General features: G+C 27.8%; 12 protein-coding genes, 4 tRNA genes and 1 other annotated feature. Of the genes, 1 reads left to right on the forward strand and 15 read right to left on the reverse strand.

The features are described 5' to 3' along the window. Positions 1-7 precede the first annotated feature (7 nt). The 11 genes from AC07E4_RS18690 to ytxC all read right to left on the reverse strand — a co-directional run bounded on the left by AC07E4_RS18690 (position 8) and on the right by ytxC (position 13,347). A complete protein-coding gene (locus AC07E4_RS18690; protein WP_478217168.1) occupies positions 8-2,365 on the reverse strand; it encodes a U32 family peptidase in 2,358 nt (785 codons plus the stop codon). Between the two features lie 570 nt (positions 2,366-2,935). Beyond that, positions 2,936-4,129 carry a cell division protein ZapA gene (locus AC07E4_RS18695; RefSeq protein WP_478217169.1) on the reverse strand — a complete coding sequence of 398 codons (1,194 nt, stop codon included), beginning with the start codon at positions 4,127-4,129 and terminating at the stop codon, positions 2,936-2,938. Positions 4,130-4,277: 148 nt separating this feature from the next. Continuing rightward, the gene (gene pheT / locus AC07E4_RS18700; RefSeq protein ID WP_040330181.1) at positions 4,278-6,659 is read right to left on the reverse strand and encodes a phenylalanine--tRNA ligase subunit beta; all 2,382 of its coding nucleotides are present in this window, start codon (positions 6,657-6,659) and stop codon (positions 4,278-4,280) included. Positions 6,660-6,681: 22 nt separating this feature from the next. Further along, a complete protein-coding gene (gene pheS / locus AC07E4_RS18705; protein ID WP_478217170.1) occupies positions 6,682-7,701 on the reverse strand; it encodes a phenylalanine--tRNA ligase subunit alpha in 1,020 nt (339 codons plus the stop codon). A gap of 82 nt (positions 7,702-7,783) precedes the next feature. Beyond that, positions 7,784-8,039: a binding site (T-box leader), on the reverse strand. A 56-nt stretch (positions 8,040-8,095) separates the two neighbouring features. After that, positions 8,096-8,884 carry a TrmH family RNA methyltransferase gene (locus AC07E4_RS18710; protein ID WP_478217171.1) on the reverse strand — a complete coding sequence of 263 codons (789 nt, stop codon included), beginning with the start codon at positions 8,882-8,884 and terminating at the stop codon, positions 8,096-8,098. Between the two features lie 11 nt (positions 8,885-8,895). After that, a complete protein-coding gene (locus tag AC07E4_RS18715) occupies positions 8,896-9,555 on the reverse strand; it encodes a potassium channel family protein (protein WP_478217172.1) in 660 nt (219 codons plus the stop codon). A gap of 12 nt (positions 9,556-9,567) precedes the next feature. Then, positions 9,568-10,935, reverse strand: a complete 1,368-nt coding sequence (locus tag AC07E4_RS18720) for a TrkH family potassium uptake protein (RefSeq protein ID WP_478217173.1) — start codon at positions 10,933-10,935, stop codon at positions 9,568-9,570. 152 nt (positions 10,936-11,087) lie between these two features. Beyond that, positions 11,088-11,447: a 50S ribosomal protein L20 gene (rplT, locus tag AC07E4_RS18725; protein WP_040330175.1), complete on the reverse strand. Its 360-nt coding sequence runs from the start codon at positions 11,445-11,447 to the stop codon at positions 11,088-11,090. Positions 11,448-11,465: 18 nt separating this feature from the next. Further along, positions 11,466-11,663 (reverse strand): 50S ribosomal protein L35, encoded by a 198-nt coding sequence (rpmI, locus tag AC07E4_RS18730; RefSeq protein ID WP_040330174.1) that lies wholly within the window; start codon positions 11,661-11,663, stop codon positions 11,466-11,468. 22 nt (positions 11,664-11,685) lie between these two features. Then, positions 11,686-12,213: a translation initiation factor IF-3 gene (infC, locus tag AC07E4_RS18735; RefSeq protein ID WP_478217174.1), complete on the reverse strand. Its 528-nt coding sequence runs from the start codon at positions 12,211-12,213 to the stop codon at positions 11,686-11,688. Between the two features lie 234 nt (positions 12,214-12,447). Continuing rightward, the gene (gene ytxC, locus AC07E4_RS18740; RefSeq protein WP_478217175.1) at positions 12,448-13,347 is read right to left on the reverse strand and encodes a putative sporulation protein YtxC; all 900 of its coding nucleotides are present in this window, start codon (positions 13,345-13,347) and stop codon (positions 12,448-12,450) included. 227 nt (positions 13,348-13,574) lie between these two features. Between ytxC and AC07E4_RS18745 the strand changes: the two genes are divergently transcribed. After that, the gene (locus AC07E4_RS18745; protein WP_040330172.1) at positions 13,575-14,279 is read left to right on the forward strand and encodes a DUF6873 family GME fold protein; all 705 of its coding nucleotides are present in this window, start codon (positions 13,575-13,577) and stop codon (positions 14,277-14,279) included. A 343-nt stretch (positions 14,280-14,622) separates the two neighbouring features. Here the strand turns inward: AC07E4_RS18745 and AC07E4_RS18750 are convergent. From AC07E4_RS18750 to AC07E4_RS18765, 4 genes are all read right to left on the reverse strand, one after another. After that, positions 14,623-14,696: transfer RNA gene (locus tag AC07E4_RS18750), tRNA-Cys, on the reverse strand. A gap of 4 nt (positions 14,697-14,700) precedes the next feature. After that, positions 14,701-14,775 (reverse strand) — tRNA-Gly (locus AC07E4_RS18755). Positions 14,776-14,797: 22 nt separating this feature from the next. Next, positions 14,798-14,873: transfer RNA gene (locus AC07E4_RS18760), tRNA-Phe, on the reverse strand. 8 nt (positions 14,874-14,881) lie between these two features. Continuing rightward, positions 14,882-14,958: transfer RNA gene (locus tag AC07E4_RS18765), tRNA-Asp, on the reverse strand. Between the last annotated feature and the right edge of the window lie 26 nt (positions 14,959-14,984).

A 14,984-nucleotide genomic window follows, 5' to 3' on the forward strand; every position in this document is an offset into this window, starting at 1 on the left:
ATTTCACCTACTCTACTCCTCTTTTATAATGACCCCTTGTAAAATTCTTATAATCTCCTTCAAAGTTTTCATCCATAGCCATTTTTATTATTTCTTTTGATTTTTCATAATTCTCATCTATCAAATCAACTCTGAAGCATTCAATATTATTTCTTCTATATTCCTTCATATTGGGAATTAAATTCACAGGAACATTATTATAAATATGACTTCTACAATATTTATCTGTTAAAATTTTAAAATCCTCACCTTTTCGATCTCTTAGTATATAATCTCCCTCAGAACACTTTTCTCCACAGGATTTTTTAGCAGTCTTTCCACCTAAAACACTACCAACTGGACAGTATTCACTAACCATCAATTCATATTTCCCATATACTATTACCTGTGGTTTCAATGATGATTTTTTCACCACATTATTGAACTCTTTATTGTTTAATTCAACACTAATAACACCTAAATCTAAGTAATTTTTATAAAATTCTGCAGTATAACTATTAAATATATTTAACTTATAATCACCTATCAATTTAGTTCTTCCACTAAATCTACTTATAATTGCTAAATTAGAAGTAATAATTCCTTTTATCCCCTTTAAATGTTTCTCTATAAATTCTGAAATTCCTTCAAATTCTTCTTTTATTATATTTGGAGTTTTAATATAAAAATTAATTTCTTTATGATTATTTATAACTTCCATATCAATTTTATTACCTTTAAAGAAACAATCTACTGCTATATTAGGCACATTACATTCTATTGCTGCTTTTAATTGGTCTTTATTACTTACTAAAACCATAAACTTAGGACAATCATAAACATCATTTTTAGATTTTACAATTGAATGTATACTTTTATTATTTTTATCTATTCTTCTGTAATTTGATAAAATTGAATTTAAAATTTTATCTATAAGTTCTCTTCTTACTGAATTTATAGAAGATATCCTCATGAAGCCTTCTTCAAATTCTTTAAATCTTATATTTTTAAATTCAAATGGAGTATCTCCAAGTTTATTTAATGATTTAATTAAACTTTCTTTATCCATTGGTTTTTTTATTGATTCTTCTACTATATCTCCATTTACTTCAAATGTATTTTCATTAAATTTAACTAATAATTTAATTGGTTTTTCAATCTTAAATTCAACATTCAAATCTAATGGTATTTTTTTAGCAAAAATATTTTGATATACTTTAGAAAGTTCTTCTAAAAGATTAGTATCTCCCGCCTTATATAGTACATCATTCACTTTATATTTTAATGGCTTTAATGATACTACATCCCCTTTTTTCGCATTCTCAACTTCCATTTTTCCTATTTTTATTCCAGCAACTGAAAATCCATCATCTTTAATTCTTATTCCATCTTTTACATGTAGATTTTCTTCCAATTTAATAGTTAAATCTTTTTGAACTTTTCCAAGATATATTCCACTATTTTTAGGACAATTATAAGCCATCATATCTTTGCCTACATTTCCAAACATATAGGCTTTTGAAAACCCTTCTCTATTAAAAAGTTGTTCAAGTTTTTTATATTCTGCCTTTACATCAATTTCTTCATTATTATAGTAACTGTCTATTGCTTTTTTATAACTACCAACAACCCCTGCTACATATTCAGGTCTTTTCATTCTACCTTCTATTTTTAATGAAGATGTTCCACTTTCAATTATGTTTTGAATTTCTTCAAAAGTACATATATCTTTAGGACTTAATAAATATCCATCCTTACTTATTCCTGTTTTTCTATTCATTATTGTATATGGAAGTCTACATGGTTGTGCACATCTGCCTCTATTACCACTTCTTCCACCTATGATACTACTCATAAGACATTGACCAGAATAGCTAACACACAATGCTCCATGAACAAATATTTCTGTTTCAATTCCAAGTCCTTTTGATATGTATTCTATTTCATTTAAAGATAACTCTCTTGATAATACAATTCTTTCGAATCCTAAATTATTTAAAAATTTAGCACCCTCTCCATTATGTACTGTAATTTGTGTTGATGCATGCATTTCAAAGTCAGGAAGTAATTCTCTACAAATATAAAATAAACCTAAATCTTGAATTATTAATGCATCTACTCCAATTTCATATAAATACTTAACATAATCTATTGCTTCATTAAGTTCATCCTCTTTTATTAAAGTATTAACTGTTATATATACTTTTACATTGTACATGTGACAATAATCTACCGCATTTCTTAGCTCTTCGTTATTGAAATTATTGGCGTAGGCTCTGGCCGAAAACTTACTTCCACCCATATATATTGCATCACATCCAGATAAAACAGCTGCATATAAACTTTCCATACTTCCACCTGGTGCTAATAATTCTACTTTATTCATCTTTTCACTCCCATTTTGAAATTATATAATTTTCATTTCAAATTTTTTTACTTATTTAATTATAACAATAGTATTAACATAAATCCAATATAGTATAGGGTTACAAGTTCAAATTTAAAGTAATGTCTTTCTTAAATGATAGTACTAATCTTACAGATTATTATATTATCATGTTGGAAAGCAATTAAAAAGTAAGAGTGAAAAGTGAATAGAGATGGTGAATATCACGGGGATTGAAATCCCCGCTACAATGTTTTATTTGTACTTCAAATAAAATCAGTATAATATTTATCCATTATAATGTTCTTACTAATCACAGTTTCAATAGTAACTATCCCTATTACTTTGGATATTTTATAAAATTCAGTTTTTATATTGTGTTTAAATAATTTGCTTTGCAAATTTAATAAAAAATCATTTCTTAAAATTGGAAATCCAATTTTTACATTCATTTTCAACTTTCAATTTTCCATTTTCAATTAAATTAATTAGAATTCTCAACTGAAACATGAATAAGTTAAAGTTTAAACTTGGATTCCTATACATAAAACATAGCTTGTAAAAATTATTTTACAAGCTATGTTTTACATTTAATAATTTATTATTTTTTAATTTTTCAATGGATAACTCTGTTCCTATTTTCTCCATTTCTTCCATCAAATCTTTATTTTTTGCAAGCTGTGCACTTTTAGCCATTCTTAATTCTTTTACTTGTGATAAAAGTTGTTTATTCCACTTTTCTAATCTAAGTTGCTTTTCCATTAAACTTTCATTAGTTTTTTTTAAGTTTTTAGATAGATCTGTAGTAATGTCTAATTCCGTATTTAGCTTTTCTATTTCTTCTAAAAGCTTATTATACTTATCTTCATTCTCAAGTTTTTCATTACTTACTTTTTCTAATTTTTCTTTTAAGTTCTTATTTTCTAAAGTAATCTCATCACTTGCTTTTTGAACTCTAATTATTTTATCTTTTATTTCAGTTTCTTTTATTTTAATTTCTTCATTTTGATTTTCAAACTGATGTAACTTGCTTTGTAGTTTTTCCTTTAATAAGGATATTTCTTCTTCCATAGATTGAATTTCTAAATCTTTAGTTTCTAATTGCTCTACATATATTTGAGATTTCTTTTCCGATTCTTTTAAATCTTTTGTTTTCATAATTAAATCAACTTCTCTAAGTTTAGTTTCTTCTTTTTGTTCTTTTAATTCATTCTCTAACACTTCTATTTCAGTCATTTTTTCAAGCAATTCTTCATTATTCAATTTAATTTCTTCTTCTTTTTCTTTAAGAAGCTTTTCATTTTTTAATAATTCATCTATTTGTATATCTTTTAATTTTATCTCTTCTTCTATACTATTTACATTTTCCAATTGTAGCATTAACTCTTCTTTATTTTTTTCTAATTCTAAGTTTTTATTTTGTAAACTTTCATTTTCATCTTTTACTTTTTTATTTTCATTTTCTAAAGCTTCTACTTTAGATTTCATCTTCTCTAATTCAGCAATAAAAAGTTTATTATCTGCATTTAATTGTTTATAATTTGCAGCTACTCTTTCATAATTTTCTTTTCCTTTTATTATATCATCACCCATATTTAAAGCTGCTAATATAGTTGCATCTCCAGGACTTAACTTTTTATTAGTTGACATTAATTCTTGTATACGATTGTCTACATACTTAGCTACCATATGTAAATATTCATCGTTTTCTTCACCTTTTAAATTATATTCCATTCCATTAATTCTAACAGTTATAATGTTCAAACAAACACCCTCTTAATGATTATAGTTATTAATATTTTATCATATGATTTTCCGAAATGAAACACATAATGTCATGATTTTTTCAATAATTATTAAATATAAAAAAATGGCTAAAAAGAACAATTCTTTTTAACCATTTCTTTTGTATTTATCTTAATTCTGCACCTAGTTTATGTTCTAGAGCTCTTAATATTTTATCATGTACTTTATTTACTTCATTGTCAGTTAAAGTCTTGTCTTTGTGTCTATAGACTATAGCATAAGCGACACTTTTCTTTCCTTCTGGTATTTGCTTTCCTTTATATACATCAAAAAGCTTGCAACTTTCTAATATGTTGCCACCTTGTCTTTTTATAGTATCTTCAATTTCTTGAACTAAAATCTCATCATCTACAAGTATAGCTATATCTCTTGTAACCGCTGGGAATTTTGGAAGAGCCTCATACTTTCTTTCAATTTTAGCATACTTATATAGAGCATTTAAATTTAATTCTGCTAAGTAGCATCTCTCTTCTACTTCATAATTAGTTGCAACATCTGGATGCACTTCTCCAACTACACCTATATAATCTCTACCTATATATAAAGCAGCTGTTTTTCCTGGATGGAATGATGAATTTTCACTTTCTCTTTTAAATGAAACACTCTTAATTCCAAGTGTAGCTAAAACATTTTCTACAACACCTTTTATATCTAAGTAATCCATATTGCCATACATAGATATAGTTAATGTTTCTGTTTCTGTTGGTAATTCATATGGATCTTCAGTTCCAACATAAACTTTTCCTATCTCAAATAGTCTAACAATATCATTATTTTTAGAATTGTTTCTAGCTAATGATTCCATACCAGAAGCTAATGTAGTAGTTCTCATTATACTATAATCTTCACCTAATGGATTTTTTATTTTTACAGCGTTTCTCAAAGAACTTTCTTCTGGTATTAATAACTTATCAAATATCTTAGGGCTTACAAATGAATAACTTATTGATTGATTTAATCCACTATTTGTTAAAGCGCTAATCACTTTCTTTTCTAATTTTTGTTTTTCACTTTCACCACTTTTTTCTGCTTCACATAAAGCAATTGTAGCTGGAACATTATTATATCCATAAATTCTAACAATTTCTTCCGCAACATCTTCTTTTATATTTATATCGCTTCTAAATGTTGGTGATGTAACTATAAGAGTGTCTTCACCTTCGATTTCTGTATTTAAATCTAAACTATCTAATATACCTTTCATTTCTTCTTTAGATATATTAATTCCTAAGAATTTATTTACCCACTCAACACTTACTTTTAAAGTTTTGCTTGCTTTTACTTGTGGATATATATCAATAATGCCTTCCATAATTTCTCCAGCATTTAACTCTTCAATTAACGCACATGCTCTCTCTATAGCCATAGCTGGTAAATTTGGATCTAAGTCTTTCTCAAACTTTGATGATGCCTCTGTTCTTAAGCCTAATCTTTTAGATGATTTTCTTATATTTACACCATTAAAGTTAGCACTTTCTAAAAGAATCATAGATGTGTCATCTTTAACTTCTGAATCTAATCCTCCCATTATTCCTGCAAGGCCTACTGTATTTTCTCCATCTTTTATACATAATACATCTTTATCTAATGTTCTTTCAACATCATCTAGAGTAGTAAATTTTTCACCTTCACATGCTCTCTCTACAACAAATTTATTAGATTTTATTTCTCTTGCATCATATGCATGTAATGGTTGACCTAACTCAATCATTACAAAGTTAGTTATGTCTACAATATTATTTATTGGTCTAACACCAGCTTCTAAAAGTCTTTCTTGCATCCAACCTGGTGATGGTTGAATTTTTATATTTTTTATGCCTTTAATCATGTATCTTCTGCATAAATCGTCTTTTATTTCAGCTTTGTAGTTATCATTAACATTCTCACTACATTTACAAGTATAACTAAAATTAGGCATTTTATAATTTGTTCTTAGTGTAGCAGCTGTTTCTCTTGCTATTCCTATAATACTAAAACAATCTTGTCTGTTAGATGTTATTTCAAACTCTATAGTAGAACTTTCTATACTTATAGCTTCTTTTATATCCACTCCAATTTTAGTATCCTCTGGCATTATCAATAATCCATGTACTGGTTCATCTCCTGCTATTCCTAATTCTTCTTCTGAACAGAACATACCTTCAGATACAATACCTCTTAGTTTACCTTTTTTTATTTTAAGCCCACCATGTAAAGTTGATCCATGAAGAGCTACTGGAACTATATCTTGCTCTTTCATATTTGTAGCTGCAGTTACTATTTGAATTGGTTCTTCTTTATTTATATCAACAGCGCAAATAACTAATTTTTCTGCATCAGGATGTCTTTCTATTTTTGTTATTTTTCCTGTAACTACATTTGTAATTTCATCTCCTGTAGTTACTACTTCTTCTACCTTTGAACCAGACAATGTTAGTGCATCTCCAAGCTCTTTAGGTGAAATATCTATATTAACGTAATCTTTTAGCCATTTAACTGGAACTTTCATCTTTCTTCCTCCTATACTCTTACTAGAATTGATCTAAAAATCTCATATCACTTTCATATAGTAATCTTATATCATCAATTGCATATTTTTGCATAACCATTCTATCTAATCCAAATCCAAAAGCAAATCCACTATATACTTCTGGATCTATTCCACAATTTCTTAAAACATCTGGATGTACCATTCCGCATCCTAATATTTCAATCCATCCTTCACCCTTACAAACTCTGCATCCTTCACCGTTACAAACAAAACATGTTGCATCCATTTCTGCTGAAGGTTCTGTAAATGGGAAATGATGTGGTCTAAATTTAGTTTTTACATTATCTCCAAACATTTTTTTAGTAAATAAATCTAATGTTCCTTTTAAATCTGCAAAAGTTATTCCCTTATCTATAACCAGTCCTTCTACTTGATAGAATATAGGTGAATGTGTTGCATCTACAGCATCTGAACGATAAACCTTTCCTGGTGCAATCATTTTTATTGGTGGTTTTTGATTTTCCATAGTTCTAATTTGTATTGGTGATGTTTGAGTTCTTAATACTAAGTTATCATTAATATAAAAAGTATCTTGTTCCCCTCTAGCTGGGTGATCCTTTGGTATATTTAATGCTTCAAAGTTATAATAATCTTTTTCAACTTCTGGTCCTTCTTCAACAGAAAATCCCATTGATAAAAATATATCCTTTATATGCTCCAGTGTTAAATCTATAGGATGTCTTTTTCCTATTGTTTGCTTTTTACCTGGCATAGATATATCTATAACCTCACTTTTAAGTCTTTCTTTCTTTTCATTCTCTTTTATATCATTAGATATTTTTTCTATTTCTTCTTCTATAGCACTTCTAACTTCATTTGCAAGTTTTCCAACTATAGGTCTTTCCTCTGATGATAAAGCCCCCATTCCTCTTAGGATTTGAGTAAGCTCACCTTTTTTTCCTAAATATCTAACTCTGATATCTTCAAGACTTGCTTTTTCTGAAACTGCTTCAATTTCTTTTAATGCGGTTTCTTTAATTGCTTCTAATTTTTCTTTCATTATTTCTGTGACTCCCTTCTTAAACATTTATTTTATAATTTTATAATTTTAAAATTTTACAAATAAAAAAAATCCATCCCATAGAAGGGACGGATATATCCGCGGTACCACCCTAATTGAACTTAAAATAAGCTCCTCTTAGTTAAAATTTATCGATTTTACTCGCTAACAACTACTTATAAAGACTAAAACTATCAAATTATTTTTTTGTGTCTTAATTTCACTGTTAGAACTCCAGAGTGAACTTCAATATAAAATCTTCATTTAAAAATTCTCAGTCTATGATTTTTATTCCCTGTATGTATTTTATATTTACTTTTCTCTTTCATAGTTTAAAATATTTAATTCTCAATATAAATTTTATTATACATATATTTATTTTCAAATTCAATATCTATTTTACTTTAATATCATTTTGCCTTACTACTTCATACATCATTATTGCAGATGCAACTGATACATTTAATGACTCAGCACCACCTGGCATAGGTATTTTCACCTTTTCATCTGAAATATTATAAATTTCTTCACTAATACCGTTTCCCTCATTACCAACAGATATTATAACTTTTCCACTCAAATCTACATCATAAAAGTTATTTTCCGTATCTAAAGAACTAGTTATAACTTTAAATCCTTTATTTCTTAACTCATTAACAAAAGATAAATCCTTATCCTCTATTATTGGTATATTAAATATTGAACCCATTGTTGATCTTAAAGTCTTTTCATTATATATATCTACAGTCCCTTTAGTCATTATTATACCTAAGCTTCCAGATGCATGTGCAGTTCTTATTATTGTGCCTAAATTTCCTGGATCTTGAACTTTATCTACTAATACATAAAAACCTTCGCAATCTACTACCGGTAGCTTTTTATCCTCAATTACAGCAACTGAACCTTGTGGAGTTTCTGTGCTAGCAATAGTATTAAATATGTTTTTACTTACCATGTATGTAGAATCATTAAGATTATATTTTTTTATATATTTATCATAAAGCTCACTAGGAGAACTTTCATCAATAAATATATATTTCACATTATATGAAGATTTTATTGCTTCTTCTATAAATCTAAACCCTTCAATTAAAAACAAACCTTCTTTTACTCTATGTTTTTTTTCTTTTAATTTTTTAACATTTTTTATCAAAGAATTTTCTTTACTTGTAATATACTGCAACTCTTAATCTCCTATCTAGATTGTTTTTCTAAATTGTTCAATTCTTTTGTATCTCCTATAGCTACTATTACATCACCATTTGAAATAATTTCATCTGCTGAAGGCGCTACATTAATTTCATTATTAGATTTTATTGCCATTACATTAATTCCATACTCAGCTCTTAAGTTAAGTTCTTTTAATGATTTACCATGCCATGCTTCTAAGCTTGCAATTTCTGCAATACTAAAATCTGGTGATAATTCTATATAATCTAATATATTAGATGAACATAAATTATGTGCTACTCTAACTCCCATATCTCTTTCTGGGAATATAACTCTATTAGCACCTATTTTATAAAGTACCTTTGCATGCAGTGCATCATTAGCTTTAGTTATTATATGTTTAACACCTAACTCTTTTACAAGTAATGTTGATAATATACTAGCTTGAACATCTGATCCTATACTTATTATTGCAACATCAAAGTTACTAATTCCAAGTGCTCTTAAACTATATTCATCATTTGCATCTACTTGAACTGCATGAGTTACCTTATCTGCAATATTCTGTATTACATCTTCATCCTTATCTACAGCTAATACATCATTTCCTAATGAGTATAGTGTTTGTGCAACAGATGTTCCAAATCTACCTAATCCTATTACAATAAATTGTTTTTTGCTCATTTTATTCACCCTTTACCCAACTAATATTTTATCCTCTGGATATTTTATTGATAAATTTTTCTTTTTCTTGTTAATAGCAATAGCTAAAATTAATGTTAATGCACCTACTCTACCAGCATACATTGTTAATATTATAATGATTTTCCCGATAGAATTCAATTTTTGTGTCAATCCTAATGTACTTCCAACTGTACCAAGTGCTGACGCAGCTTCAAATACATAAGATTCAAAAGGCTCTCCACTAGCTGATTGAGTTATTGCCAATAATACAGTTACTGTAAATAAAACCCCAAGTGCAATAATTGTTATCGCAAAAGATTTATAAACTATATCTTTATTAACTCTCTTTTTGAATATTTCAGTATCTTCTCTTCCATTTATTATAGATTTTACTGTCATATATAAAATTCCAGCTGTTGAAGTTTTAATTCCACCAGCAGTTGAACCTGGTGAACCACCTATAAACATTAATATAATCATTAAAAATATTGATGGAACTGTAAGCTTTGATAAATCAATTGAATTAAATCCAGCAGTTCTAGGACTTACAGATGCAAAAAGAGAAGATAATAATCTTTCCTTTAATCCCATTGTTTTCATAGTTCCAGGATTTGAATACTCAAATATAAAGAATAAAACTGTTCCACCTAATATTAAAAAAGCAGTCATTGATATTACAACTTTGCTATGTAATGATAATCTTTTTCTTACTTTATAAGTGTATATTTCATTCCATACAATAAATCCAAGACCTCCAATAACTATAAGTGCAGAAATAGTTATTATAATAACAACATTTCCTGAGTATCCAATAAGACTTGAATAATTCCCCATCAAATCAAATCCAGCATTACAAAATGCAGATACTGCGTGGAACACACTATAATAAATCCCCTTTATTGGACCCAAAATAGGTATAAACTGAGTACTTAATAATAACGCTCCTAATCCTTCTATAGAAAATGTAAATAACAATATATATTTAGCTAATTTTACAATTCCTTGTAGTGAAGAAGAATTCATAGATTCCTGCATAATTAATCTTTGTCTCAATGTTATCTTTTTTCCAGCTATTAATGATAACATTGTAGCAAAAGCCATAAATCCTAATCCTCCAACTTGTATTAAAAGCATTATAATAGTTTTGCCAAAATAACTCCAATATGTACCTGTATCTACTGTAATCAATCCCGTAACGCATACTGCTGAAGTAGACGTAAATAACGAATCTAAAAACGGAGTTACATTTCCATTTTTACTAGATATAGGTAATGTTAATAATACAGCCCCTAAAAATACTATACTTGCATATCCTATTGCAAGTATTTGTACAGGAGTAAAATCCTTATTCTTTAAAACATCTCTCACTCTCAATTGCATTTAAGACACCTCAAATCCTTATACTATCTCAATATACTGTATATTATATACTTTTTTATCAACATATTATAGTATTCCCCTATTATTTATAAAAATAATTATAAAGCATAAAAATGTAGCCTAAGGCTACATTTCTATGTACTTATATTTAATTAAGCTTCTAATTGTTTTTTAGCTACTTCTACTAATTCAGCAAATGCTTTTGGATCATTGATAGCTATTTCTGAAAGCATTTTTCTATTAACTTCTACTCCAGCAAGCTTCATTCCATTCATAAATCTTGAATAAGAAAGTCCATTCATTCTTGTAGCAGCATTTATTCTTGCTATCCAAAGTTTTCTGAAGTCTCTTTTCTTTAATTTTCTTCCTACATATGCATTTCTTAAAGCTCTTATAACTGATTCATTAGCTGTTTTGTATAACTTGCTTTTTCCACCGTAGTATCCTTTTGCAAGTTTTAATATCTTTTTATGTTTTTTACGAGCGTTGACAGCTCTCTTTACTCTTGCCATTTAAAATACCTCCTAAAATTATAAATATGGTAATAGTTTCTTCATTGCTTTTTCTTGAGCAGTTGCAACGTATCCCGCTTTTCTAAGGTTTCTCTTAGTTTTTGAACTTTTCTTAGTTAATATATGGCTTTTGAAAGCTTTAGCTCTTTTTAACTTACCTGTTCCTGTTTTTTTAAATCTTTTAGCTGCACCTCTATGAGTTTTCATTTTTGGCATAATAGATTCCTCCTCTCAGTGTTTATGCTCTTTTTGGAGCTAATATTAATATCATATTTCTACCCTCTTGTTTAGCAGGCTTTTCTACAACACAATCATCGCCTAACTTTTCAACAAAAGAGTTTAATATCTTATGACCTACTTTTGAATTTTCTATCTCTCTGCCTCTAAATCTTACAGTAACCTTTACTTTGTCTCCATCTAATAAAAACTTTCTAGCATTGTTAGATTTGATAGTTATATCATGGTCTTCTATAGTAGCACTTAATCTGATTTCTTTAATGCTTATTACTTTTTGCTTTTTCTTAGCTTCTTTTTCTTTTTTCTGTTGTTCATAAACATATTTACCGAAATCCATTATTTTGCATACTGGCGGAGTCGCATTTGGTGATATTACAACCAAATCCATTTCCTTTTCTTCTGCAAGGTTTAAAGCATCTTTAGTAAGCAAAATGCCTAATTGCTCACCATCATCACTTATAACTCTTATTTCTTTAGCTCTTATTTCTTCATTCATCATGAAGTCCTTATTTTTACTAATAATTTTCACCTCCTGGTGTATTATATAAAATATATAAAAATATACTTTCGAAATTTATTAAAAATAAAAAGGACGGCATAGCCGTCCTACTGTATCAATCACTCATTATTAGTCATTACAGTAAACCTTTCTAGCAATGCTGCAAGGTGAGAAACGGCTGTTTCTACTTCAAAAGTAACTTTATATTTATTTTTCAAACCTTTTTCATTTTAATATACTTTTGCATTGTTGTCAACTATATTTTTATATTTTATTTATACTTTTTATTTGTTTACATCTTATACATTCATTGCAAAAATTCAACCTATCTCCAAATACTTTTTTTATAGTTTCTATAATTTCTTTGTTTTGGCAGTTATCCACACAATGAATTATAAGCTTTTTCGGTGCTGTTGTTATAAGTCCACTTATAATCAAATCCTCCATAGTAACTTGAATGTTTGCATTTCCATCATATAATTCACTAATAAGATTTTGAAGAATATCATTTCCAAATTTATCAACAACAGCATATTTTCCTTCATTGTTTATTATAATATGAACCTCATCTATTTTGCTTTCCTGAACATCTATAAAATATTTTAAAAGCTTTATAAATTCATCATATTCTTTTTCTACCATAAACTTTTCAACTATTTTTTCTAAGATGCCTTCCAATTGACTTATGAATTGCTTCATTCTAAACGTAATAAAACCATTTATATTTATAACTTCATTTTCTTCTATGAACTCAACAATTTCATCTATTATATCATTTTTCCTATTCATATAATATATCATGTGCTCATCCATAGTACTATTTTCTTTTCGCATTACACTTTCAACATTTTTTCTAATCTCTATTACATCTTCATACCTTAAAAAATAATAATTTTCAGTAAGATATTTGTTTATATTGTTTGAACAAAATTCATCAACGAGTTCTTTAAATAATATATTTCCTATATAAAGATTAAACATTTTTCTAAATCTATCATCATAATTTACATCATCACAATAAACTTTTATTATATGATGCTTATTTTCTATACTTTCTGAAATCCCTACCTTTACATTCTTCACTTTAAAATATTCTCTTGCTTCCCTTATTGACTCTATTAAATATTCTCTAGTATCATCTTTTATTAATGTTAACAGCAACATATAGCTCACTCCTTTTTAGTATGGTGAATACCTCACTATAAAAGCTATAAACTTGTTAAAAACTTTTGTAAGTGCTATCATGGTAAAATATATTTCTTTCTTATTATGCTTATTATATAAATTGATATACATTAATAATTTTAACAATTATCGACACAAATTCTTAAATATATATACATAGAAACTACAGGTTTAACATCCAATTTCAACCTTAAGGAGGTACTATTTTGAAAATAGCATTAGTTGATCCTAGAATATCAGACTCAGAGTATCTAAATTTATCAAAGCTTAATTGTAAAATTATAAAATGTCCAATAAATAACACTCTATACAAGGCAGTTTGTGGACATCCCGACATGTCTCTTCATGTCATTTCAAATGATACATTAATATTGGACAAAGACATAGATATAAACTTTATACATTTATTAAAAACATTTAATTTAAATTGTATATTATCAGAGAATAGTCTCAAAACTAACTATCCTTATGATATATCCTTAAATGCATTAAATTTAAAAAATTATTTTGTACATAATTTAAAATTCACAGATAAGAAACTATTATCTTTTGTGACTAACAAAAATTTAATACACGTTAAACAAGGATACACTAAATGCTCCACTGCAATTTTAAACGACAATGCAATAATTACCAGCGATACATCTATACATAAAGCACTTTTAAATACTGATATAGATGTACTTTTATTACCTCCCGGCGATATCACTTTACCTGGATTAGACTACGGTTTCATAGGTGGAACTTGTGGGCTATTTAATAAAAACTCCATAGTGTTTTATGGTTCTTTAGATTATTATAAATATAAAGATGAGGTATTAAATTTCTTATGTAAATATAAAATAACTCCAATATATTTAAATGAAGGTAAATTGATCGATAGAGGTAGTATTTTTTTCTTAGATATATAAATTATTAAAATAATGAAATTCACCCTGATCTACTCGAATAATTACTTTCAAAAATTCAACTTTGAATTCTATGAAACTCATGTTTCACTACTTAATTTATTATATTTTACTAATAGTATATTTGTTAAAAATTAACTTCGACTTTATACTATTAATTTTTACTTTAAAATTTTTTATGTTTATTTTTTTCAGTTATTATGATATTTTTATGTTTATTTTTTATTTTACGGAATAAATTTACAAATACATTAATTAACAAGATGTCATTTTTTTACAAGCTCAATCTCATTAAAATCTAAATTTATGCACAAAAAAACTCACTATAATAATTATAGTGAGTTTATGGAGGCGCCACCCAGATTTGAACTGGGGATAAAGGCTTTGCAGGCCTCTGCCTTACCACTTGGCTATAGCGCCATATTGGAGCGGAAGACGAGATTCGAACTCGCGACGTTCACCTTGGCAAGGTGACGCTCTACCACTGAGCCACTCCCGCATTTTAACACCATATATAATTTTGGTGGCTCGAGCAGGAATCGAACCAGCGACACGAGGATTTTCAGTCCTCTGCTCTACCGACTGAGCTATCGAGCCTAAAATTATGGCGACCTAGAAGGGACTCGAACCCTCGACCCCCGGCGTGACAGGCCGGTACTCTAACCAACTGAGCCACTAGGCCATATTATTGGTGGTCACAACAGGGTT

It is taken from the genome of Clostridium amazonense (genome assembly GCF_056431285.1).